We start from the raw sequence: 21098 nt of genomic DNA, 5'->3' as shown, positions 1-21098 counted from the left end.
TGCCGGTTCGGTTACGCTTCGTGGAGGTAACGACGGAGTGATGATGGACATTGGGCAATCGCAGTTGCAGTCTTTGCATTTCCTGGTCGCGGAAGCGGACCCGGTGCAGCGCCGCGCGCTGATCGAGGCGCTCGCCCAGGTGGGCGCCACGCGCGTCACGGACGTGCCGGACGGCCCGATGGCCCTGCGCACCCTGCAGGCCAGCTTCACGCCGAAGGTGGACGTCGCCGTCATCGACCTCGACCTGGGGGGCATGGATGGCCTCGAACTGCTGCGCGCCATCGCGGCGCTGAAGTCGACCGTGCGCCTGATCGTCGTGGGCGCCCAGCCGGCCAGCGTGCTGTTTTCCGTCGAGAGCCTCGCGCAGGCGCATGGCGTCGACCTGCTCGGGACGATCGCCAAGCCCGTCACGAGCACCAAGCTGCGCGGCCTGCTGGACAATTACCAGGCCCCGCGCCCCGCGCCGGCGCCGGCGCCCGGCCCCAGTTTCTCGTTCGCCGAAGTGGGCGTCGGCCTGCAGAAGCGTCAGTTCGAACCGTTCTTCCAGCCCAAGATCGAACTCGCGACGGGGCAGGTGAAAGGCCTGGAGACGTTCGCCCGCTGGCGCCATCCCGAGCACGGCATGCTGGGTCCATCGGCCTTCATCGGGGCGCTGGAGCAGAACAACCGGGTCGACTTCCTCGACTGGACGATGCTGGAGATGTCGGTGGAGCGCTGCCGCCGCTACCACGACCAGGGCATCCCGATCTCCATCTCGCTGAACCTGGCGCCGGAAACGCTGGCGCATCCGAACTTCATCCGCCAGGTGGCGTCGACGATGCAGCGCCACGGCGTGCTGCCCGACTACCTGACGTTCGAGATGACGGAATCGTCGATTCTGAGCTTCGACGTCGACTTCATCGAACGCCTCGTGCGCTTGCGCATGATGGGTTTCGGCCTCGCGATCGACGACTACGGCACGGGGCGCTCGAACCTGCAGATCCTGGCGCGCATCCCGTTCTCCGAACTCAAGATCGACCGCTCGTTCGTCGACGGCGCGTCGAAGAAGCGGCCGCTGGGCACCGTGCTGAAATCGTGCATGGGGCTCGCGCACAGCCTGGACCGGATGTCGGTCGCCGTCGGCGTGGAGACCCGGCAGGACTGGGATTTCCTGCAGGGGCTCGGGTGCACGTACGCGCAGGGGTATCACATCGCCAATCCGATGGCGGCGGATGAATTCCCCGGGTGGCTCGAAGACTGGCGCCATTTCTTCTGACGATGTGCGGGGTGCCGATCAGAACGGCGCCTTGCCGATCGACGCGCCGCCATCGGCGAACAGGGTTTGTCCGGTGATGAATGCCGCATCATCGGACAACAGGAACGCCACGGCAGCGGCGATCTCGTCAGGTTTGCCGAAGCGGCCCATCGGCACCGCCGTCAGGTAGCGGCGCTCCGCATCGCTGCCCGGCTTGGTGTTTTGACGAAACATTTCGGTTTCGGTCGGCCCGGGCGCGACGCCGTTCACCGTGATGCCGGTCTGCGCGAGTTCCAGCGCCCATGTACGAGTGAAGCTGATCATGGCGCTCTTCGCCGCGGCATAGGTCGAACGTTCCGCCATGCCCAGGACGACCAGGCTGGACATGTTGACGATACGTCCCCAGCCGCGCTCGCGCATACCCGGCAGCATGGCCTGCGTCACCTGGACGGTCGGGCGCAGGTTCAGGCGCAGGCTCTCTTCGAGCTCACCCAGATCGATGTCGCCCAGTTTGTTCAGTCGGATGAAGCCGAGGTTGTTGACGACGCCGTCGATCGCGTGTTCCCGGCCAACCTCCGCCTGGACGCGTGCCGTCGCCGCCTCGTCCGCAAGGTCGACGGACAACAGCGTGCCCGGGAACCGCGGATCGTCCGCGTTGCGCGCCAGGCCGACGACGTGGTGGCCGTCGCGGGCCAGGCGTTCGGCCAGTGCCCGGCCGATGCCCTTGCTGGCGCCGGAAATCAGGAAGGTGCGTTTTTTCATTGCAAGTCCTCTCGTGTTGTCGTGCCGTCGTTGGCGTAGGGGGCGAAGTCCGTGTAGCCGGCCGCGTCGCGTCGCGTGTAGTACGCAGACCTGGCGGCGGCGGCCAGGGGCCAGCCGTTGCGCAGGCGCTCGGCCAGGTCCGGGTTGGCGATGTACGGCCGGCCGAAGGCGATCACGTCGACGAGGCCCGTGTCCAGCGCGTTCTGCGCGCCCGCACGGTCGGTGAATCCGCCGCACCAGATGATCGTCCAGGGGAACGCGTCACGCACCTTCGCCAGCAACGCGTGATCGAGGTGGCGCGCCGTGAATTCGGCGACCTCCATATTTTCGGTAGGCATCAGCTCATACACCAGGTGCAGGTATGCGACGCCGTGGCGGCCCAACTCCCGGGCCAGGTACAGGAGGGTCTGCTCGGCGAGCGGGTCGGCGGGCATCGCGTTGAACCGGCCGAATGGCGATAGGCGGACGCCGACGCGGCCCGGACCCAGCTCCCGCACGGCCGCGGCGGCGACGTCGAGGAGGAAGCGCGTCCGGTCCTCGACGCGGCTGCCGCCATAGCGGTCGGTGCGCGTGTTGAGCACCGAGTTCACGAATTGGTCGAACAGGTAACCGTTCGCCGCGTGCAGTTCGACGCCGTCGAAGCCGGCCTGCCGCGCGTCAGCGCAGGCCGAGGCGAAGGTGTCCGTCAGGGCCGCGACTTCACCCGTGGAGAGGCGCCTCGGGGCGCTGGCGGCCATATGGCCCAGCGTGCCGTCCGGCCGGTGGGCGAAGACGGCGGCATCGGCCCGCTCCGCGGTGACTCCCCAGGGGGCCTCGTTGTCGGGCATGAGCGATGAATGGGCCATCCTGCCGACGTGCCACAGTTGAAGGAAGATCGTGCCGCCGTGCCGATGGACTTGTCGGGTCACCTCGCGCCAGCCGTCTCGCTGGGCGTCGGTGTGGATACCGGGCGTCATCGCATAGCCTTTGCTGGATGGCGCGACGTCGGTCGCTTCGGTGACGATCAGGCCGGCGCTTGCCCGCTGCGCGTAGTAGGTCGCCATCAGCGCATTCGGGATGTCGCCGTCGGACGTACGCGTGCGCGTCATCGGGGCCATCGCGATGCGGTTCTTGAGCGGAACGGTCCCGCCCATGAAAAAGGAATCAAACAGGTCTATCATTAGCTCTCGTCGGTTCGGTTGGAACGAAACCAGAGCTTAGTGTTCGACCGTCGCCCGATCTACACACCAATGAGTCAGTGGACGAATGAAGATCATCAAGAAGCTGCCCGGACTGCCGGTCGAACGCGCGCTCGGCGTCCTGTCGGGGCGCTGGAAAGCAGTCATCCTGCATGTGCTGCTGGATGGGCCGCAACGAACGGGCGAACTCGAAAAGCGTATTGCCGGTATCGCGCAAAAGGTATTGATCGAGCAGTTGCGGACCCTGGAAGAACATGGAATGGTCATGCGGCGGCCCAGCCGGGGAGAGCGTCAGGGTGTCGAGTACCTGCTCACCCCGCTCGGCGCGAGCATGCGGCCGCTGCTGGCGTCCCTCATCGAATGGGGAACGCACCATGCCGAGCAGCAGGACGATCTGGAACGCCTGCTGCCGTGCGAAGCGGTGGTGCGGCCGCGCGCCAGGTAGGCGCCGCGATGGACGGAGGCGTCAGTACTCCCTGCGGTCCGGCTTGATCTCCTGGAGGATCGTCGTCGAAATCTCCTCGATCGACTTGGTGGTCGACGACAGCCACCGGATTCCTTCGCGCTGCATCAGCCGCTCGGCCTCGTTCACCTCGTAGCGGCAATTCTCCAGCGACGCATACTTGCTCCCCGCGCGCCGCTCGTTGCGGATCTCCGACAGGCGCTCCGGCGTGATCGTGAGGCCGAAGATCTTGTGCTTGAACGGCGGCAGCGCCGACGGCAGCTTGTTGCGCTCGAAATCGTCCGGGATCAGCGGGTAGTTCGCCGCCTTGATCCCGTATTGCATCGCCAGGTAGAGGCTCGTCGGCGTCTTGCCCGAGCGCGACACGCCCACGAGGATCACGTCCGCATCGGCCAGGTTCTTGTGCGACTGGCCGTCGTCGTGCGCCAGCGAGAAGTTGATGGCCTCGATGCGGTTCTTGTATTCCTCGGTGTCGACGACGTTGTGGATGCGGCCGATCGTGTGCGTCGACTTCACCCGCAATTCCTGCTCGAGCGGCGCGACGAACGTCTGGAACAGATCCATGTGCATGCCCTGCGCGGCGCGGATCACGCTCGACAGGTCGTGCTTGACGAGGGTGGAGAACACGATCGGGCGCTGGTTGTCGGCGATGGCCGCATCGTTGATGCGGCGGGCGGCCTCGTAGGCTTTTTCGATCGTGTCGATGAAGGGCAGGCGGATCTGCCGGAAGCGCATCTCGAACTGGCTCAGCACCGCATGGCCGAAGGTTTCCGCCGTGATGCCGGTGCCGTCCGAAACAAAGAAAACGGTGCGCGCTGCGCTCGGATCGGCGGGGGTGCTCGGGAGGGACATGATGTTTTTTTGGACAGAGAATGACAAAGTTGCAGCCTCAGGGCTGTGAAACCCAGTCGCACGGGGTAAAATGCTCGGCAACGGGTTGTGAGATTGTGCTGTACGACGCCAAGAATAACAAGAAATCCCCCGAAAACCGACCTGCCTGCCGCGCGAAGCCGGCCAGGAGCGCACGTGTGTCCGCACGGAAGCGCCCGGCCCGCCGCCGCTGCCTCGCCAGGCTTGTCCGGAATCGGGCCGTCGGCCGCTCCGCCGTACAGATTTCCATCATCAAAAAGGTGTTTTACCATGACTAACCTGTCGAATGCAGTACTGAAGGCGCCCGATCCCGCGGCGGCCGACGCGAGCGTGTATGTCGCGTCGTTCGAAAACCTGCGCATGACCGACGTCGAGTCGGTCGGCGGCAAGAACGCGTCGCTGGGCGAGATGATCAGCCAGCTGGCCGAAGCCGGCGTGCGCGTGCCGGGCGGCTTCGCCACCACGGCGCAAGCCTTCCGCGACTTCCTGAACCACTCGGTCGACGGCGGCGATTCCCTCGGCGAGCGCATCGCCAAGCGCCTGGAAGGCCTGGACATCGACGACGTCCGTTCGCTGGCCGCGGCCGGCGCGGAAATCCGCCAGTGGATCGTCGACACCCCGTTCCAGCCGCGCCTGGAACAGGACATCCGCAGCTTCTACGACCGCCTCGTCGCCGATTCGGAGACCGAAGTGTCGTTCGCCGTCCGTTCGTCCGCCACGGCGGAAGACCTGCCGGACGCCTCGTTCGCCGGCCAGCAGGAGACGTTCCTGAACGTCGTCGGTATCGACAACGTGCTGGAAGCGATGAAGCACGTGTTCGCGTCGCTGTACAACGACCGCGCCATCTCGTACCGCGTGCACAAGGGCTTCACGCACGCCGAAGTCGCCCTGTCGGCCGGCGTGCAGCGCATGGTCCGTTCCGATACCGGCGCGGCCGGCGTCATGTTCACCATCGACACGGAATCCGGCTTCAAGGACGTCGTGTTCGTCACGTCCAGCTATGGCCTGGGCGAGACCGTCGTGCAGGGCGCCGTCAACCCGGACGAGTTCTACGTGCACAAGCCGATGCTGGAGCAGGGCAAGAAGCCCGTCATCCGCAAGAACATCGGCTCGAAGCTGATCAAGATGGAATTCACGAAGGAAGCCAAGGCGGGCCGCTCGGTGCAGACCGTCGACGTGCCGGTCGAGCAGCGCAACCGCTACTCGCTGACGGACGACGAGGTCGTCGAGCTGGCCAAGTACGCCGTCATCATCGAGAAGCACTACGGCCGCCCGATGGACATCGAGTGGGGCAAGGACGGCCGCGACGGCAAGCTGTACATCCTGCAGGCGCGTCCGGAAACGGTGAAGTCGCAGCAGAAGGCGACCGATTCCCAGCAGCGCTTCAAGCTGAAGGGCACGGGCACCGTGCTGACGAGTGGCCGCGCGATCGGCCAGAAGATCGGCGCCGGTCCGGTCCGCGTCATCCACGATCCGTCCGAAATGGAACGCGTGCAGCCGGGCGACGTGCTCGTGGCCGACATGACCGACCCGAACTGGGAACCGGTCATGAAGCGCGCCTCCGCCATCGTCACGAACCGCGGCGGCCGTACCTGCCACGCGGCGATCATCGCCCGTGAACTGGGCGTGCCGGCCGTCGTCGGCTGCGGCGACGCGACGGAAACGCTGAAGGACGGCACGTTCGTGACCGTGTCCTGCGCCGAAGGCGACGAGGGCAAGATCTACGACGGCCTGCTGGAAACCGAAGTGACGGAATCCGTGCGCGGCGAGCTGCCGAAGATCCCGGTCAAGATCATGATGAACGTCGGTAACCCGCAGCTCGCGTTCGACTTCCAGGCCATCCCGAACGGCGGCGTGGGCCTGGCCCGCCTGGAGTTCATCATCAACAACAACATCGGCGTGCACCCGAAGGCGATCCTCGAGTACCCGAACATCGACAATGACCTGAAAAAGGCCGTGGAATCGGTGGCGCGCGGGCACGCGTCGCCGCGCGCGTTCTACGTCGACAAGCTGGCCGAAGGCGTGGCGACCATCGCCGCCGCGTTCTGGCCGAAGCCCGTCATCGTGCGCCTGTCCGACTTCAAGTCGAACGAGTACAAGAAGCTGATCGGCGGTTCGCGCTACGAGCCGGACGAGGAGAACCCGATGCTGGGCTTCCGCGGCGCCGCGCGCTACCTGGCCGAGGACTTCGCCGAGTCGTTCGAGATGGAATGCATGGCGATGAAGCGCGTGCGCGACGAGATGGGCCTGACGAACGTCGAGATCATGATCCCGTTCGTGCGTACGCTGGGCCAGGCCGAGAAGGTCATCAACCTGCTGGCGAAGTATGGCCTGAAGCGCGGCGAGAACGGCCTGCGCGTCATCATGATGTGCGAAGTGCCGTCCAACGCGATCCTGGCCGAGCAATTCCTGCAGTACTTCGACGGCTTCTCGATCGGTTCGAACGACCTCACGCAGCTGACGCTGGGCCTCGACCGCGACTCCGGCATGGAGCTGCTGGCCAAGGACTTCGACGAGCGCGATCCGGCCGTGAAAGCCATGCTGTCGCTGGCGATCAAGGCGTGCCGCGCGCAGGGCAAGTACATCGGCATCTGCGGCCAGGGTCCTTCGGACAACCCGGATTTCGCCGTCTGGCTGATGGAGCAGGGCATCGAGTCGATGTCGCTGAATCCGGACTCGGTGATCGATACGTGGCAGAAGCTGGCGTCGATGCAATAAGCCGCTGAACGCTCGATGAGAAAACCGCTGCCTCGGCAGCGGTTTTTTTATGCGTGCGCTTCCGTGGCGTGCAATCGCCGGAACGCCCGCTGGAACTCGTCCAGATGGCGCGTGAACGACGGCGGCGCGAGCGGGCGCAGGCGCGCGAGCAGTGCCTCGCCTTCGGTCACGCGTTCCGTTTCCAGGCAGGCGCGCAGCAGGTTGAAGCCGGCCTGCGGACCGTGCTTGGCCGGTTCGTAGACGGGGCCCACGAGCATGACGATCAGGCCCGTATGGCCGTGCCGGGCCAGGTCGGCGGACATCGTCATCAGCGCGCCGCCGTCCACGTCGGCCGCCGCCAGCACGGCCGTGTACTGTTCGCGAGCCGCCGGCAGGTCGCCCGCGGCCAGATGGTGCCGGGCCAGCAGGACCCGCGCGCGCCAGCTGTTTGGCATGCCGCATGCCTCGCGCAGCGCGGCCAGGCTCCCGGCCTCGCCCGCGCGCTCGCGCTCGACGGCGAGCCAGCCGCTCAAGGCATGTTCGAAGTTGGGATCGAGCCGCACGGCGCGGCGCAGCAGGTCGGACGTCGCCGCCGTGTCGCCCCGGTCGTGCGTCACCTTGGCCAGGTTGGTCAGCAGCGCGGCCGTTTCGCCGATGAGCCGGATGCCGGCTTGCAGCACGGCTTCGGCCTCGTCCGGCCGTCCGCTTTCCAGCAGGACGATGCCATGCGTGACGTGGCTGCGTTCCGGCCGGTCGTCGATCTCCACGAGGCGGGCCGCCGCCGTCATCAGTTCCCGCGCGAAGCCGTCCGACAGCGCGGATTGAATCGTGCCGTACAACGCATCCGGCGTGTTCCAGTGCTGCTTGAGTTGCGGATGCAGGACTTTGTCGCGCCACTCGGCCCTGGGCATCATCACCTGCCGGCCTTGGTCGTCATACGCCGCAATGGCGTCGTGCGTGGCTGGCGCCGGCGCGGCAGGGTTGCGGGGGCGGAAAGCGGCGAGCAGGCGTTGTAACATGGCAATCTCCAGGTGGGCAATACAGCGCATTATCAAATTTCATTTCCGCTTGGAAATTGATCTTCCCCGGTGACCGGACCGAGATGCGATATCGGTCAAACGAGGTCGGCGCAGGATAGCAGCAACCCTTGGCTAAGGCACAGCAACATTAACATATTGTAAAGTCCGAGTGTAACACATTAACCATTTGTTGAATCTTAAGCAACACCTAAGTTGACTCGTCACGGAAAAGCGTTACACTTTGGCAAATTTTCGTGTCGACGGTGTAGAAATGAAGAAACTTTTAACTTGGCTTGCGGTCCTGGCCGCCACGCTGGGGGCGGGCGCCGGCCACGCCGCCGAGCCCGGCTTGTGCAAATCGATGTGCGACGCCGACAAGCGCGAATGCCGCGCGCACGGAAGGGAATCGGCCGCGGAAGACGGTGCGCCGCTGCTCGAGATGCCGGAAAAAAATCCGTTGGCGCGCGGCGCACAAATGCAGGTGCCCGCGGTATCGTCGCGGGCGCTCGAGAATGCCGGGACGCAATCGCGCCGGATGCGCCATGCGAGCCAGTGCGACGACACGTACCTGCACTGCACCCGCGCGTGCGCCGCGCCGGCCGCGTCGTCCGGGGCCAACCCGGCGTCCAGCCGTTGACGCCGCGTGCGGACGCAGTAGACTGGCAGCGCCGCCCACGCACTGCAACCCTCGTCACCCGGAGTGGGCGGCGGGGGTTTGTTATCGGTTCGATCCGACATGGAGGACACCATGGCTGACTGGATGGGCTGGCTCGTAACGGCCGGCGTGCTCGTGATCCTGGAGCTGTTCACCGGGACCTTTTACCTGTTGATGATCGCCATCGGCCTCGCGATCGGCGGCATCGTCGCGCTGGCCGGCGCATCGACGCCCCTGCAGGCGATTGCGGCCGCCGTCGTGGGTGTGCTCGCGACCGGCCTGCTGCACCGTTCGCGTTTCGGCCACCCCGCGAAGACCGATGCGCGGCGCGACCGCAACGTCAACCTCGACATCGGCCAGCGCGTGACCGTGCCGGCCTGGGACAACGGCCGCGCGCGCGTGATGTACCGCGGCGCGCTGTGGGACGTCGAGCTCACGCAGGGCACCCCGCCCCATGCGGGCGAGTTTCGTATCGTCGAAGTGCAGGGCAGCCGCCTCGTGGTGGCGAACCTCTGATCTGTCCGTCCATCGAAAGGAAACCCATGGAATTCACGTTCGGAACCTTCGCGTTGGTGATCTTCATCGTCGCCCTGGTGTTCGTCTTCAAGACCATCAACGTCGTGCCGCAGCAGCATGCGTGGGTGGTCGAGCGGCTCGGGAAATACCACGCCACCCTGGCGCCGGGCCTGAACATCGTCGTGCCGTTCATCGACCGCATCGCGTATAAGCACAGCCTGAAGGAGATCCCGCTCGACGTGCCGCCGCAGGTCTGCATCACGAAGGACAACACGCAGCTGCAGGTGGACGGCATCCTGTACTTCCAGGTGACGGACCCCATGCGCGCGTCGTACGGCTCGTCGAATTACATCGCCGCCATCACGCAGCTGGCGCAGACCACGCTGCGTTCCGTGATCGGCCGCATGGAACTGGACAAGACCTTCGAGGAGCGCGACCACATCAACACGACGGTCGTCAACGCGATCGACGAATCGGCGGCCAACTGGGGCGTCAAGGTGCTGCGCTACGAGATCAAGGACCTCACGCCACCGGCCGAGATCCTGCATTCGATGCAGCGCCAGATCACGGCGGAGCGCGAGAAGCGCGCGCTGATCGCCGCGTCGGAAGGCCGGCGCCAGGAAGCCATCAACCTCGCCAGCGGCGAGCGCGAAGCGGCCATCGCCCGCTCGGAAGGCGAGAAGCAGGCCGCCATCAACCGCGCGCAGGGCGAGGCCGCCGCGATCATCGCGCTGGCCGATGCCAGCGCCAGCGCGCTGCGCCAGGTGGGCGACGCGATCCGGTCGCCGGGCGGCATCGATGCCGTCAACCTGCGCGTGGCCGAGCACTACGTCGACGCGTTCGGCAAGCTGGCCAAGACCAACAATTCGATCATCGTCCCGGCCGACATGGGGGACATGAGCGGCTTGATCGCGTCGGCCCTCACGATCGTCAAGTCGCAAAAGCCGTGATTGTGATGACGGTCAACGGCAAATCCAGCGGGTTCCGTAAGCTGTTCGTCGACGTCAGACTGCGCTGACAGGGGCGGGGCCTTCCGCCGGCGGCGCACGGGAGCCGCGATGAGTCACCAGCGTGTCGTGTTGTGGATCATGATTCTGATGGCCGGTACGGGCGTGGTGGACGCCGGTCACGCCGAGGCCGCCGCGCAGCTGCATGCGGTGGTGGGCGCGGTCGTCAGCTGCCTGTGCTTCTTGTGGTACCGCGGCGACAGCGATGCACGCGGTTTTCAAAGGTCGCGCTGGCTCAGCGTGGCCGTCGTGGCGTGCGCGGTGGCGACGATTCCCTACTACCTCGTACGCAGCCGTCGCGACGGGGAGCGCGGACGCGCGTTGATGACGTACGCCGCCTATCTCGCGTCCGCGGCGTTCGCCGTGTGGGTGGGCATGGCCATCCACATCGGATTAACTTGATCCGCCATTAAAAGCCGACGGTTGCCGACACGGTCACCGTGCGCGGCGCACCGAGCACGAGATAGCCGTAGCCCGCAGGCCACCGTGTCCGGCGTCGCACTGTACGCGCCGTTCATTCGCAAGCTGGATTCCGGGACGGTCCGCCATGGCCGCACGGCGCGCCTGACATGGCTCGACCTGCACGACCTGCTGGGCATCGTGACGCTCGTGTGGGCGCTCGTCGTCGGCGCGACGGGCGTCGTCGACACGTTGGCCGACGTGCTGCTGAAGGTGTGGCAGGCCACGGAAAATCGCGGCGATGACGAAGCCGTATGCGGGCCAGCCGGCACCTGTCACGCTTGCATCGGTCGGGACGACGGTGCGCCACGCGGAAGGCGCCGTGCCGGGCATGCGCGCCGGCTTCGTCGCGTTTACCGGCACGCCGTTCGCGAGCCCGCATCACCACGGCATCTACCTGCACGGCGGCGCGGCGCTGACGTCGCGGCTCTATCGACCGGTGCTGGTCGACGCGCAGACGGCCGCCCTCACGGACCGCCGCGGCCTGCCGTGGTATCTGACGGCGCCGCTGCTGTCGCAGCCGCTGCACTTCGGCGATTACGGCGGCGCCGGCATCAAGGTGGCGTGGACGCTGCTCGACGCGGCGACGATTGTCGTGCTGGGCAGCGGCCTGTATCCGTGGCTGCGGCGCGGCCGGGCGGTCGCGCGCACCTCGCCCGCGCACGATGCGCCCGCGCTCGGGCGTGAAGGGGAGGCGCGGTGACGCCGCCAACGAGTGCGTTCCGTCACGCGTGGGTGATGCCGGTCGTGCTGGGCGTGCTGACGCTCGCCGGCCTCGTCGTGGGTCTGCTGGCGGATGTCGTGTGGGACCTCGTCGCCGTTACTGCGCTGGCGCTGCCGGTGCTGGTGGGCGCGTGGCATGCGCTCAGGCCCGCGCGGCCGCCGCATTGAGCCGGGCGGCCGGCATGCATACGCGCCTTTTAATTCTCTGTTAAGCCTGTGCCCGGCCAAGCCGCGTATAACATCCGCACAATAACCACGAACGGGGGCCTGAATGAAGAACTGGGTGCGCAACAACAAGGGATTTCTGGCGTTTCTCGTCCTGTTCGGCGTGTTCCGCTCGGCGGTGGCGGACTGGAATCCGATTCCGTCGGCGTCGATGCATCCGAATCTGCTCGAGGGCGACGTCGTTCTCGTGAACCGCCTCGCCTTCGATCTGAAAGTGCCGCTCACGGATGTCGTGCTGGCGCACCTGGGCGAACCGCAGCGCGGCGACATCGTCACGTTCCGCTCGCCGCGCGACCGCACGCTGCTGATCAAGCGTGTCGTCGCGGTGCCGGGCGACGTCGTCGAGATGCGCGACGAACGTCTGTTCATCAACGGCCACGGCGCCGATTACCGTGTCGTCGAACAATCGCTCGATTCCGTCGGCGGCACGGCGATGCGCGCGTTGCAGCTGGCCGAATCGTGGGACGGCAAGGCCGGCGAGCCGCGCCACCACATCCAGATCATGCCGGACGTGCTGGCGCCGCGCACCTTCGGCCCGGTCACCGTGCCGCAGGGCGAATACCTGATGCTGGGCGATAACCGCGACAACAGCGCCGACTCGCGCGTGATCGGCCTCGTGCCGCGCAAGCTGCTCGTGGGCCGCGCCGAGCGCGTGCTCGTCTCCGCCGACTACCAGGGCAACTGGATGCCGCGCACGGAGCGTTTCGGCATGTCGCTGTACCGCCCGGATTGATCTTCCGATCGCGTGCGCGCAGGCGGCACTGGCTGCGCCTGCGTGCCCTCGGTATTTGCGCGTCGCCGCCTTTCTGCGCGGCGGCGCGCCGGCACGGCTCGTGCAATTCCGGCTACAATTTCGTCCTTCGGACGCTCGCATGGTGCAGTGCCGATGTGTAAACCAAGGCATGCATATGCAAAGACTCCTGACCGTCATCCTGGCCTGCCTCGGCATGGTGGGCGCCCTCGCGATCGACACCTATTTGCCGTCCATCCCCGCCATCGGCCGCGCATTCGACGTGGGGCCCGTCGCCGTGCAGCAGACGCTGTCGGTGTTCCTGTTCATGTTCGCGTTCATGATGCTGTTCTACGGGACGCTGTCCGACTCGTTCGGCCGCCGGCCCGTGATCATGGTCGCGCTGACGATCTATACCCTCGCATCCGCCGGCGCCGCGCTGGCGCCCACGTTCGGCGCTCTGTTGCTGTGCCGCGCGTTGCAGGGCATGTCGGCCGGCGCCGGTTCCGTGATCGGCCAGGCCATCGTACAGGACCGCTTCACGGGCGCCGACGCTCAGCGCATCATGTCGCACATCATGATGGTGTTCGGCCTCGCGCCGGCCATCGCGCCCGTGCTGGGCGGCTGGCTGCACGTGACGTTCGGCTGGCGCGCGACGTTCGTCTTCCTCGCGCTGTTCGGCACCGTGATGCTGCTCGCAACCTGGAAGCTGCTGCCGGAAAGCCTGCCGGCTGAAAAGCGCCATGCGTTCCACGGCGTGGCCATCGCGCGCAACTACCTGAAGGTGCTGGGGCATCCGCAATTCGTGCTGCTGTCGCTGTCCGTGGGCCTCGCGTTCGGCGGCCTGTCGCTGTACATCGGATCGGCCGCCAACTTCGTGATGGAGATCCTGCATCTGCCCGAGACGGCGTTCGCGTGGATGTTCATCCCCTGATCAGCGGCATGGTGATCGGCTCCGCGTGGGGCGGCAAGCGCGCGGCGCGCATTCCGGCGCCGCGCATGCGCGCCATCGGCTTTGCCACGATGCTGCTCGGCTGCGTGCTGAACGTGGGCTATACGGCATTCGCCGGCGATGCCGTCACCGTGCCGTGGGCCGTGCTGCCGCTGATGGTCTACACGTTCGGTCTCGCCGTCGCGATGCCCGCGATTCAGGTGAGCGCGCTCGGCCTGTTCCCGGACAACCGCGGCCTCGCGTCGTCGATGCTCGCGTTCATCCAGATGATGTCGTTCGCGCTCGTCTCCGGCCTCGTCGCGCCGCTGTTGTTCGGCAGCGCGTTCAAGCTCGCGTGCGGCGTGACGGTAGGGCTCGTCGCCAGCTTCGGCGCATGCCAGCTGGGCAATGCGGTGGTAGGGATCAGAGCCCGGCTTTTCTTTTAGTGCGATGGCAGGGGCAGCGATGGTAGGGGTCAAAGCCCGGTTTTTCTTTTAGGGGCTCTGACCCCGGTTCCGGCCCGCGGCGCGTCCAAGCACCAAGGTCAGCGCAGCGTCTAAGCACCGGGGTCAGAGCCCAACCAGCAACACCGGGCTCTGACCCCTCTAGCGGCGATGCTGCTTCATCGCCTTCTCGACCTCGCGCTTGGCGTCGCGGTCTTTCTCGGTGTCGCGCTTGTCGTGCTGCTTCTTGCCCTTCGCGAGGCCGACTTCGCATTTCACGCGGCCGCCCTTGAAGTGCAGGTTGAGGGGGACCAGCGTGTAGCCGGAACGCTCCACCTTGCCGACCAGCTTGTCGATTTCCGCCTTGTGCAGCAACAGCTTGCGGGTGCGCAGCGCTTCCGGATGGCTCCATGCGGAGGCCGTGGTGAGCGCGCTGATGTGGGCGCCGAACAGATACAGCTCGCCGTTGCGCACGACGACGTACGCTTCCTTGATCTGCACGCGGCCGTCGCGGATCGCCTTCACTTCCCACCCTTCCAGTACGAGGCCGGCCTCGTAGCGGTCCTCGATGAAGTAGTCGAAAAAGGCTTTTTTATTGTCAATAATACTCATGAAATCGCTAATTTCCGCGCGTCGGTTAAACTACCGTTGTCGCGCTTTCGACGAAATGTCATACAGGCGCAAAATGCAACGTAACCAACATCATAACAAACGGTTGACCAATGGCAGTAGTGCACAAATCAGTTTTCCTCGGGTACAGCTCGGAACAAATGTTCGATCTGGTCGCTAAAGTCGAGGACTATCCGAAATTCCTTCCCTGGTGCAGCGGCGTGAAAGTGCTCGAGCGCAGCGACGAGAAGCTGGTGGCCTGCCTCCAAATCAACTTCCACGGTGTGAAGCAGAGCTTCACCACGTCCAACCACAACCAGCGTCCGACGCAGATGAAGATGCACCTCGTCGATGGTCCCTTCAAGATGCTGGAAGCCACGTGGAGCTTCAAGTCGCTGCGTGCCGACGCCTGCAAGATCGACTTCGACATGCAGTACGAGTTCTCGAGCATTATCCTCGAGCAGCTCGTCGGCCCCGTGTTCGGCATGATCGCCAACACGATGGTCGATTCGTTCTGCAAGCGCGCCGAGGTCATCTATGGTTGAGCAGGCGGAACTGCAAGTCTATGTGACGTACGCGTTGCCGCAGCAGGAATTCATCCGTCCGCTGCGCGTGGCACCCGGCACGACCGTCGGCCAGGCCATCGAGCAGAGCGGCGTGCTGGCCAGCTTCCCGGACATCAATCTGGTGACGCAGCCGGTCGGTATCTACGGCAAGAAGAAGACGCTGGAGACCGTGCTGCGCGAGCGTGACCGCGTCGAGATCTATCGCCCGCTCGTGGCCGATCCCAAGGATTCGCGGCGCAAGCGTGCGGCCAAGAAGCAGGCAGGGGCCTGATCGAGAAAATTGTCCAACGTCGTTCCTGCGGAGGCGGGAACCCGTCCTGAATGTCCGCAGCCAGTTTGCTGCATGCGCTGCCGTGTTTCCAAGATACGGAATTCTGTTGCTCCGCACGGAGGGAATAGTGCCGGGGGCACTATTCCCGCTTGCGCGGGAATGACCGTTTTTCGTCAGCGGCAATCCGCCAGCACGCGTCGGGCCTGCTCCAGCCGGCGTGCCTTTTCCTCGTCCGTCACGACGACGCGTTCGCCCCGGTCGTCCAGGTCCGTCAAGCGCCTGCCCGAGTTCAAATACGCTTCGGTGCGGCGCGCCGCCGCGCATTGCCCGGCCATGTCGGCCTTGCGCCGCGCCTCCTCGGCCGCCTGGCGCTCGTCCGCATCGCGCTGGGCCGCGCGCTTGCGGAACTCAGCGTCGCGTTCGGCCAGCGAGGGCGGGGCAGGCTTCGCAGGCTCCGGCGCTGCGGGCGTGTCCGGGGCGTACGGCGCGGCGGCGGCCGAAGTACGCGGTGCTTTCAGGATGCGCGACGGCGGCGTGCCGGGCGGCGGCGGGCGGTCGGAGAAGACGCGCGTGCCGTGGTCGTCGATCCACGAGTACTGGGCGTGCGCGGGCGCATGGGCGGCGAGCGCGGCCAGCAACAGCGGGAGGAAGCGGTTCAGATTCATTGGTTGATTTCCTTGCGTCACGTCCCTGATTTCGCCATGACTGGAGCCCACTGTCAATCGACGGCATCGACGATTCCCAGTCGTTTTTAGCCAGGCTGGCGACGTTTTCCTGGAGTTTCTGTATAATTCGCTTTTGCGCCTATAGGAAATAAACTATGCGTCTCCTCCAGAAAGCACTCACGTTCGATGACGTGCTGCTCGTTCCGGCCTACTCCAACGTCCTCCCGGCCAACACGTCCCTGCGTACCAAGCTGACCCGGAATATCTCGCTGAACATTCCGCTGCTGTCCGCCGCCATGGACACCGTGACCGAAGCCCGCCTCGCGATCGCGATGGCGCAAGAGGGTGGTATCGGCATCATCCACAAGAATCTCAGGCCAAGCGACCAGGCACGCGAAGTCGCGCGCGTGAAGCGTTTCGAAGCCGGCGTGCTGCGCGACCCGATCACGATTCCGCCGACGATGAAGATCCGCGAAGTCCTGGCCCTGGCTCAGCAGCATGGTATCAGCGGGTTCCCGGTGGTGGAGGGCAAGCAGGTGGTCGGCATCATCACCAACCGTGACCTGCGTTTCGAAGAGGACCTGGACGCCGAGGCGCGCGCCAAGATGACCCCGCGCGACAAGCTCGTGTACGTCAAGGAAGACGCCGGCACCGAAGAAGCCAAGCGCCTGATGAACAAGCACCGCCTGGAGCGCGTGCTGGTCGTCAACGACGAGTTCGAACTGCGCGGCCTCATCACCGTCAAGGACATCCTGAAATCGCACGAACACCCGAACGCATCGAAGGATGCCCAGGGTAAGCTGATCGTCGGCGCGGCCGTCGGCGTGGGCGAGAAGGACAAGGAACGCGTGGACCTGCTGGTGAAAGCCGGCGTCGACGTGCTGGTGGTCGACACGGCGCACGGCCACTCGCAAGGCATCCTCGATCGCGTGAAATGGATCAAGGACACGTACCCGCAGGTGGACGTCATCGGCGGCAACATCGCCACGGCGGCCGCCGCGCGCGCGCTGGTGGAAGCGGGCGCGGATGCCGTGAAAGTCGGCATCGGCCCGGGTTCCATCTGCACGACGCGTATCGTGGCCGGCGTGGGCGTGCCGCAGATCACCGCGATCTCGAACGTGGCCGAGGCGCTGGCCGGCACGGGCGTGCCCTGCATCGCCGACGGCGGCATCCGCTACTCGGGCGACATCTCGAAGGCACTGGCAGCCGGTGCGCACACCGTCATGATGGGTTCCATGTTCGCCGGCACGGAAGAAGCGCCGGGCGAAGTGATCCTGTACCAGGGCCGCAGCTACAAGGGTTACCGCGGCATGGGTTCGCTGGGCGCGATGGCCGAAGGCTCGGCCGACCGCTACTTCCAGGAGGCATCGGCCAAGGCCGACAAGTTCGTCCCGGAAGGCATCGAAGGCCGCGTCGCCTACAAGGGCAGCGTGCTGGCGATCATCTACCAGCTGGTCGGCGGCGTGCGCCAGTCGATGGGCTACTGCGGTTGCGCGACGATCGAAGAACTGCGCGAGAAGGCGGAGTTCGTCGAGATCACGTCGGCCGGCATGCGTGAATCGCACGTGCACGACGTGCAGATCACGAAAGAAGCGCCGAACTACCGTACGGAATAATCGTTCCTCGAAACGCGGCCGCCAGCGGCCGCGTTTTTGTATTCGTCATTAGAAAACCACATGCACTCCAAAATCCTCATCCTCGACTTCGGTTCCCAGGTTACCCAACTGATCGCCCGCCGCGTGCGCGATGCCGGCGTATTCTCCGAGGTCTTCCCGTACGACATCGGCGACGACTTCGTGCGCAACTACGGCGCCTCCGGCGTGATCCTGTCCGGCAGCCACAACTCGACGCTCGAAGGCGATTCGCCGCGCGCCCCGCAAGCCGTCTTTGAGCTCGGCGTGCCCGTGCTGGGCATCTGCTACGGCATGCAGACGATGGCCGCGCAACTGGGCGGCAAGGTCGAGAACGGCAAAGTCCGCGAATTCGGTTACGCCGAAGTGCGCGCCCGCGGCCACACGAAACTGCTGAACGGCATCAACGACTTCGTCACCGACGAAGGCCATGGCATGCTCAAGGTCTGGATGAGCCATGGCGATAAGGTCCTCGAGATGCCGCAGGGCTTCAAGCTGATGGGCTCAACGGATTCCTGCCCGATCGCCGCCATGGCCGACGAAGAGCGCCGTTTCTACGCGCTGCAATTCCACCCGGAAGTGACGCACACGACGCAGGGCGAAGCCATCATCGGCCGCTTCGTGCACGAGATCTGCGGCTGCAAGAGCGACTGGAACATGCCGGACTATATCGGCGAGGCGGTCGAGAAGATCCGCGCCCAGGTCGGCAGCGATGAAGTGATCCTGGGCCTGTCCGGCGGCGTCGACTCGAGCGTGGCCGCAGCGCTGATCCACCGCGCCATCGGCGACCAGCTGACCTGCGTCTTCGTCGACCACGGCCTGCTGCGCAAGGACGAGGGCAAGATGGTCATGGACATGTTCTCCAAGAACCTCGGCGTGAAGGTGCTGCGCATCGACGCGTCCGACCAGTTCATGGGCCACCTGGCCGGCGTCAACGACCCGGAGCAGAAGCGCAAGATCATCGGCCGCGAATTCGTCGAAGTGTTCCAGGAACAGGCCAAGCAACTGACGAGCGCCCGCTGGCTGGCGCAGGGCACGATCTACCCGGACGTGATCGAATCGGCCGGCAAGGGCAAGAAGGGCCAGACGATCAAGAGCCACCACAACGTGGGCGGCCTGCCGGAAACGCTGAACCTGAAGCTGCTGGAGCCGTTGCGCGAACTGTTCAAGGACGAAGTGCGCAAGCTGGGCGTCGCCCTGGGCTTGCCGCACGACATGGTGTACCGCCACCCGTTCCCGGGCCCGGGCCTGGGCGTGCGCATCCTCGGCGAAGTGAAGCGCGAATTCGCCGACCTGCTGCGCGAAGCGGACGCGATCTTCATCGAAGAACTGCGCAAGACGCCGTTCGAATCGCCGCGCGTGCCGGGCATCGACGCGGGCAAGGCGCCGGTGAACTGGTACGAAGCGACTTCGCAGGCGTTTGCGGTGTTCCTGCCGGTGAAATCGGTGGGCGTGATGGGCGACGGCCGCACCTACGAATACGTCGTGGCGCTGCGCGCCGTGCAGACGCTGGACTTCATGACGGCGCAGTGGGCGCATCTGCCGCACGAGTTGCTCGGGAAGGTATCGAATCGCATCATCAACGAGGTGCGCGGTATCAATCGTGTCGTGTATGACATTTCGGGTAAGCCGCCGGCGACGATCGAGTGGGAGTGAGTTTCCTAAGGGAAACTAAATTTCGAAGCTTTTAAGAGCCCGTCTTGTGTTGGCGGGCTTTTTTACAGGATAACTCACGCAACTACTTCATTGTTGAGCTCACTCAAGCTCGGTAATTAAAATTGTGTGCCGTCCCGACCGAGTATGGGGTTAGTGGTTGGAGACCGTTGTGAATCCCATTGCGGTAGCGAAGTGATAGGGCGGTCATGCGAAGTCACCCTGGCCCAGCTTTTCCATGCGCGGCCGAAAAGCGTTCACGAATCGATTCGTTATCGCCACCAAGGCACCGAGCACGCACCCCCTTTCAGCCGCTTCGTCGAGCGATGTGTATGTAAGTGAGAACCCGATGTAGTAAAGTGTTCACGCGGCTCCCCATTGAAGCGTGATACCGATCTCGGCTTCCAAATCATTCTTCTCCAATGCAAGCGCGTCCATGATCTCGGCCGCATATTCGTAGTCCGACCCTATCGCGAAATAGACGCCAGTCTCCTGTTGGCTCTTGCTTACGTACGCAGAGATCCCGCATTGGCTGCGTCCAGGTGGCAGAGGCAGGAAGATGTTCGTACTTTTTCCCGGGGCAGTCGGCAACGGCTGCATGAGATCGTACAGCCCCGATTTCTGTCGGTGCGACAGGCGGTCGAGTCGAGCGACTGGAATGCAGCGTGGGCGGCTTACGGACCCATTGCCGGCATGAGAGCCGCCCGGCGCCGGAAGTCTTCCGCCCATGCCTTGACCATGACGGAGTAAGGCGCGTTCTCGTGGGCCAGTTCGCGGATCTGGCTGGCGATCATCGCCTGCATTTTCTGCAGGCCCGCGATGGCCCGCTCGCTGCGCTTGCGGGCGTCACGGTTGGCGGTGGGCGCCTGCAGATCCTGGATGATCCCTGCGGTTTCGATCAGCAGCTGCTCGTAGAATTCCAAGCGCCGCAAGACGCGCGTGCGCTCCCGTACCAACTGCAGGCGGTTCAAGCCATAGGTCTGGATGGAGACGGCGCCGCGCTCGCTCGCCTGGACGCTGGCCGCGTGCTTGCGGATCGCAGCCACTGTCTTGCTGTCCGGGACCGGCGTCAGGTGCGCGAGCGTAGTCCGCGTCCGTGTGGCTTTCGGCAGCACCAAGCCCAGCGGCGCAGTGGGATCGATGTGAAAGTGCAGGTGCCGGTCCGGTTCGTCGCGGCAGGGATCGAGCAGCAGTGGGCCTTCCGCCTGGTAGTTGTAAGTGAGCGCCGCGAGCCGCGTGCCGGTGATAGGAAACGCGTCCTGCTTGCCGGTCGTGAGCACATTTGACGAGGTGAACACGCCTTTCCGTTCGTCCAGTCCCAGCCGCTTGGCCGTCTTGCCGGCCTTGGTCGGCGGCGTAGGGGTCGGGTGCCTGCGGTGACGATTGCATTCAATGCAGGCCGGCAGCAGGTTGTCCCAGGCCATGGCCAGCCACCAGTAGCCGTCGCCCTTCGTGTTCTTGACCCGGCCCTTGGGTCGAAAGTGCTCGATATCGACGGGCGAGGTGGGCGCGTAGCGGCTTTCGCAGTACGCGCATTTGTCGTGGAAGTCCTTGAACAGCTGGGTGCGGACGTCGTCCGCCTTATAAGCTTTGAACGCGAACGCGGGCCGCTTGCCGCTGGCGGGGAGTGGGGCCAGGAAGTGTTTTTTTGCCCGGTCCAATTCATTCATAGGAGTGGCCGGCACCGCCGGGGCGGCCGGCGCAGCGCCGCCCTTGGCCTTTTTCGTGCGCGGCACGCTGGCTTTGTCGAGCGAGCGTGGTGCGGGGAGGCTGCGGGTGACCTTGCGCATG

The 21098-nt window shown here is 65.3% G+C and carries 22 protein-coding genes and 1 pseudogene; 16 read left to right on the top strand and 7 right to left on the bottom strand.

Going from position 1 to position 21098, the window contains the following annotated elements; all coding sequences use genetic code 11:
• The first annotated feature begins 43 nt into the window (after positions 1 to 43).
• On the top strand, positions 44 to 1255 hold the full coding sequence (locus BVG12_RS07745) for an EAL domain-containing response regulator (RefSeq protein ID WP_075796253.1): 1212 nt from the start codon (positions 44 to 46) through the stop codon (positions 1253 to 1255).
• A gap of 18 nt (positions 1256 to 1273) precedes the next feature.
• Here BVG12_RS07745 and BVG12_RS07740 read toward each other — a convergent pair whose 3' ends face one another.
• Entirely contained in the window at positions 1274 to 1996 is a 723-nt protein-coding gene (locus tag BVG12_RS07740; protein ID WP_075791925.1) for an SDR family oxidoreductase, read from the bottom strand.
• Positions 1993 to 3156 (bottom strand): alkene reductase, encoded by a 1164-nt coding sequence (locus tag BVG12_RS07735; protein WP_075791924.1) that lies wholly within the window; start codon positions 3154 to 3156, stop codon positions 1993 to 1995. The genes BVG12_RS07740 and BVG12_RS07735 overlap by 4 nt, the downstream gene beginning before the upstream one ends.
• Before the next feature lie 85 nt (positions 3157 to 3241).
• Here BVG12_RS07735 and BVG12_RS07730 point away from each other — a divergent pair, with 85 nt between their 5' ends.
• Positions 3242 to 3619, top strand: a complete 378-nt coding sequence (locus tag BVG12_RS07730) for a winged helix-turn-helix transcriptional regulator (protein ID WP_075791923.1) — start codon at positions 3242 to 3244, stop codon at positions 3617 to 3619.
• A gap of 21 nt (positions 3620 to 3640) precedes the next feature.
• Here the strand turns inward: BVG12_RS07730 and ppsR are convergent, their stop codons facing one another.
• Positions 3641 to 4489, bottom strand: coding sequence for a posphoenolpyruvate synthetase regulatory kinase/phosphorylase PpsR (gene ppsR / locus BVG12_RS07725; protein ID WP_075791922.1), 849 nt, complete (start codon positions 4487 to 4489; stop codon positions 3641 to 3643).
• Between the two features lie 378 nt (positions 4490 to 4867).
• Between ppsR and ppsA the strand changes: the two genes are divergently transcribed.
• Positions 4868 to 7225 carry a phosphoenolpyruvate synthase gene (gene ppsA, locus BVG12_RS07720; RefSeq protein ID WP_229503980.1) on the top strand — a complete coding sequence of 786 codons (2358 nt, stop codon included), beginning with the start codon at positions 4868 to 4870 and terminating at the stop codon, positions 7223 to 7225.
• Between the two features lie 47 nt (positions 7226 to 7272).
• Here the strand turns inward: ppsA and BVG12_RS07715 are convergent, their stop codons facing one another.
• Positions 7273 to 8223, bottom strand: coding sequence for a tetratricopeptide repeat protein (locus BVG12_RS07715; protein WP_075791920.1), 951 nt, complete (start codon positions 8221 to 8223; stop codon positions 7273 to 7275).
• Between the two features lie 271 nt (positions 8224 to 8494).
• On the opposite strand from BVG12_RS07715, the gene BVG12_RS07710 reads away from it, so the two are divergent.
• The 9 genes and pseudogenes from BVG12_RS07710 (at position 8495) to BVG12_RS35610 (ending at position 13915) form a co-directional block, all read left to right on the top strand.
• Complete coding sequence (locus tag BVG12_RS07710; protein ID WP_075791919.1) at positions 8495 to 8860, top strand: hypothetical protein; 366 nt, start codon at positions 8495 to 8497, stop codon at positions 8858 to 8860.
• Positions 8861 to 8971: 111 nt separating this feature from the next.
• Complete coding sequence (locus BVG12_RS07705) at positions 8972 to 9394, top strand: NfeD family protein (protein WP_075791918.1); 423 nt, start codon at positions 8972 to 8974, stop codon at positions 9392 to 9394.
• Positions 9395 to 9420: 26 nt separating this feature from the next.
• Positions 9421 to 10344 (top strand): SPFH domain-containing protein, encoded by a 924-nt coding sequence (locus tag BVG12_RS07700; protein ID WP_075791917.1) that lies wholly within the window; start codon positions 9421 to 9423, stop codon positions 10342 to 10344.
• Between the two features lie 108 nt (positions 10345 to 10452).
• A complete protein-coding gene (locus tag BVG12_RS07695) occupies positions 10453 to 10803 on the top strand; it encodes a hypothetical protein (RefSeq protein ID WP_075791916.1) in 351 nt (116 codons plus the stop codon).
• A gap of 84 nt (positions 10804 to 10887) precedes the next feature.
• Positions 10888 to 11563, top strand: a pseudogene (locus BVG12_RS34995) (PepSY domain-containing protein).
• A complete protein-coding gene (locus BVG12_RS33890; RefSeq protein WP_156895574.1) occupies positions 11560 to 11751 on the top strand; it encodes a hypothetical protein in 192 nt (63 codons plus the stop codon). The pseudogene BVG12_RS34995 and the gene BVG12_RS33890 overlap by 4 nt, the downstream one beginning before the upstream one ends.
• Before the next feature lie 103 nt (positions 11752 to 11854).
• Positions 11855 to 12541 (top strand): signal peptidase I, encoded by a 687-nt coding sequence (lepB, locus tag BVG12_RS07680; protein WP_075791914.1) that lies wholly within the window; start codon positions 11855 to 11857, stop codon positions 12539 to 12541.
• A gap of 175 nt (positions 12542 to 12716) precedes the next feature.
• Positions 12717 to 13472, top strand: a complete 756-nt coding sequence (locus BVG12_RS35615) for a Bcr/CflA family efflux MFS transporter (protein ID WP_307189108.1) — start codon at positions 12717 to 12719, stop codon at positions 13470 to 13472.
• Entirely contained in the window at positions 13454 to 13915 is a 462-nt protein-coding gene (locus tag BVG12_RS35610) for an MFS transporter (protein ID WP_307189107.1), read from the top strand. Before BVG12_RS35615 ends, BVG12_RS35610 begins: the two co-directional genes overlap by 19 nt.
• Before the next feature lie 159 nt (positions 13916 to 14074).
• Here BVG12_RS35610 and smpB read toward each other — a convergent pair whose 3' ends face one another.
• The gene (gene smpB / locus BVG12_RS07670) at positions 14075 to 14524 is read right to left on the bottom strand and encodes an SsrA-binding protein SmpB (protein WP_036228601.1); all 450 of its coding nucleotides are present in this window, start codon (positions 14522 to 14524) and stop codon (positions 14075 to 14077) included.
• Between the two features lie 110 nt (positions 14525 to 14634).
• Here smpB and BVG12_RS07665 point away from each other — a divergent pair, with 110 nt between their 5' ends.
• Positions 14635 to 15066 carry a type II toxin-antitoxin system RatA family toxin gene (locus tag BVG12_RS07665; RefSeq protein WP_075791913.1) on the top strand — a complete coding sequence of 144 codons (432 nt, stop codon included), beginning with the start codon at positions 14635 to 14637 and terminating at the stop codon, positions 15064 to 15066.
• Positions 15059 to 15358: an RnfH family protein gene (locus BVG12_RS07660; protein WP_075791912.1), complete on the top strand. Its 300-nt coding sequence runs from the start codon at positions 15059 to 15061 to the stop codon at positions 15356 to 15358. Before BVG12_RS07665 ends, BVG12_RS07660 begins: the two co-directional genes overlap by 8 nt.
• 173 nt (positions 15359 to 15531) lie before the next feature.
• Here the strand turns inward: BVG12_RS07660 and BVG12_RS07655 are convergent, their stop codons facing one another.
• Complete coding sequence (locus tag BVG12_RS07655; protein ID WP_075791911.1) at positions 15532 to 16023, bottom strand: DUF4124 domain-containing protein; 492 nt, start codon at positions 16021 to 16023, stop codon at positions 15532 to 15534.
• Between the two features lie 155 nt (positions 16024 to 16178).
• Here BVG12_RS07655 and guaB point away from each other — a divergent pair, with 155 nt between their 5' ends.
• Together guaB and guaA are read left to right on the top strand one after the other, a co-directional pair.
• Positions 16179 to 17639, top strand: a complete 1461-nt coding sequence (gene guaB, locus BVG12_RS07650; RefSeq protein ID WP_075791910.1) for an IMP dehydrogenase — start codon at positions 16179 to 16181, stop codon at positions 17637 to 17639.
• A 60-nt stretch (positions 17640 to 17699) separates the two neighbouring features.
• The gene (gene guaA / locus BVG12_RS07645; RefSeq protein WP_075791909.1) at positions 17700 to 19310 is read left to right on the top strand and encodes a glutamine-hydrolyzing GMP synthase; all 1611 of its coding nucleotides are present in this window, start codon (positions 17700 to 17702) and stop codon (positions 19308 to 19310) included.
• Between the two features lie 671 nt (positions 19311 to 19981).
• Here the strand turns inward: guaA and BVG12_RS07635 are convergent.
• On the bottom strand, positions 19982 to 21097 hold the full coding sequence (locus tag BVG12_RS07635; protein WP_075791907.1) for an HNH endonuclease family protein: 1116 nt from the start codon (positions 21095 to 21097) through the stop codon (positions 19982 to 19984).
• Between the last annotated feature and the right edge of the window lies 1 nt (position 21098).

The sequence above is a fragment of the Massilia putida genome, from assembly GCF_001941825.1.
Taxonomy (GTDB): Bacteria; Pseudomonadota; Gammaproteobacteria; order Burkholderiales; family Burkholderiaceae_D; genus Telluria; species Telluria putida.
Note: the sequence above shows the minus strand (reverse complement) of the source record. Positions and strands in the feature narration are given on the sequence as shown.

Coding starts and splice junctions, on each gene's coding strand:
- BVG12_RS07745 (WP_075796253.1), top strand. CDS start 44: ATGGACATTGGGCAATCGCAGTTGCAGTCTTTGCATTTCCTGGTCGCG.
- BVG12_RS35615 (WP_307189108.1), top strand. CDS start 12,717: ATGCAAAGACTCCTGACCGTCATCCTGGCCTGCCTCGGCATGGTGGGC.
- BVG12_RS07710 (WP_075791919.1), top strand. CDS start 8,495: ATGAAGAAACTTTTAACTTGGCTTGCGGTCCTGGCCGCCACGCTGGGG.
- BVG12_RS07665 (WP_075791913.1), top strand. CDS start 14,635: ATGGCAGTAGTGCACAAATCAGTTTTCCTCGGGTACAGCTCGGAACAA.
- BVG12_RS07730 (WP_075791923.1), top strand. CDS start 3,242: ATGAAGATCATCAAGAAGCTGCCCGGACTGCCGGTCGAACGCGCGCTC.
- BVG12_RS07695 (WP_075791916.1), top strand. CDS start 10,453: ATGAGTCACCAGCGTGTCGTGTTGTGGATCATGATTCTGATGGCCGGT.
- BVG12_RS07635 (WP_075791907.1), bottom strand. CDS start 21,097: ATGCGCAAGGTCACCCGCAGCCTCCCCGCACCACGCTCGCTCGACAAA.
- BVG12_RS07655 (WP_075791911.1), bottom strand. CDS start 16,023: ATGAATCTGAACCGCTTCCTCCCGCTGTTGCTGGCCGCGCTCGCCGCC.
- ppsR (WP_075791922.1), bottom strand. CDS start 4,489: ATGTCCCTCCCGAGCACCCCCGCCGATCCGAGCGCAGCGCGCACCGTT.
- BVG12_RS07660 (WP_075791912.1), top strand. CDS start 15,059: ATGGTTGAGCAGGCGGAACTGCAAGTCTATGTGACGTACGCGTTGCCG.
- lepB (WP_075791914.1), top strand. CDS start 11,855: ATGAAGAACTGGGTGCGCAACAACAAGGGATTTCTGGCGTTTCTCGTC.
- BVG12_RS07700 (WP_075791917.1), top strand. CDS start 9,421: ATGGAATTCACGTTCGGAACCTTCGCGTTGGTGATCTTCATCGTCGCC.
- smpB (WP_036228601.1), bottom strand. CDS start 14,524: ATGAGTATTATTGACAATAAAAAAGCCTTTTTCGACTACTTCATCGAG.
- ppsA (WP_229503980.1), top strand. CDS start 4,868: ATGACCGACGTCGAGTCGGTCGGCGGCAAGAACGCGTCGCTGGGCGAG.
- BVG12_RS07705 (WP_075791918.1), top strand. CDS start 8,972: ATGGCTGACTGGATGGGCTGGCTCGTAACGGCCGGCGTGCTCGTGATC.
- guaA (WP_075791909.1), top strand. CDS start 17,700: ATGCACTCCAAAATCCTCATCCTCGACTTCGGTTCCCAGGTTACCCAA.
- BVG12_RS07735 (WP_075791924.1), bottom strand. CDS start 3,156: ATGATAGACCTGTTTGATTCCTTTTTCATGGGCGGGACCGTTCCGCTC.
- guaB (WP_075791910.1), top strand. CDS start 16,179: ATGCGTCTCCTCCAGAAAGCACTCACGTTCGATGACGTGCTGCTCGTT.
- BVG12_RS07740 (WP_075791925.1), bottom strand. CDS start 1,996: ATGAAAAAACGCACCTTCCTGATTTCCGGCGCCAGCAAGGGCATCGGC.
- BVG12_RS07715 (WP_075791920.1), bottom strand. CDS start 8,223: ATGTTACAACGCCTGCTCGCCGCTTTCCGCCCCCGCAACCCTGCCGCG.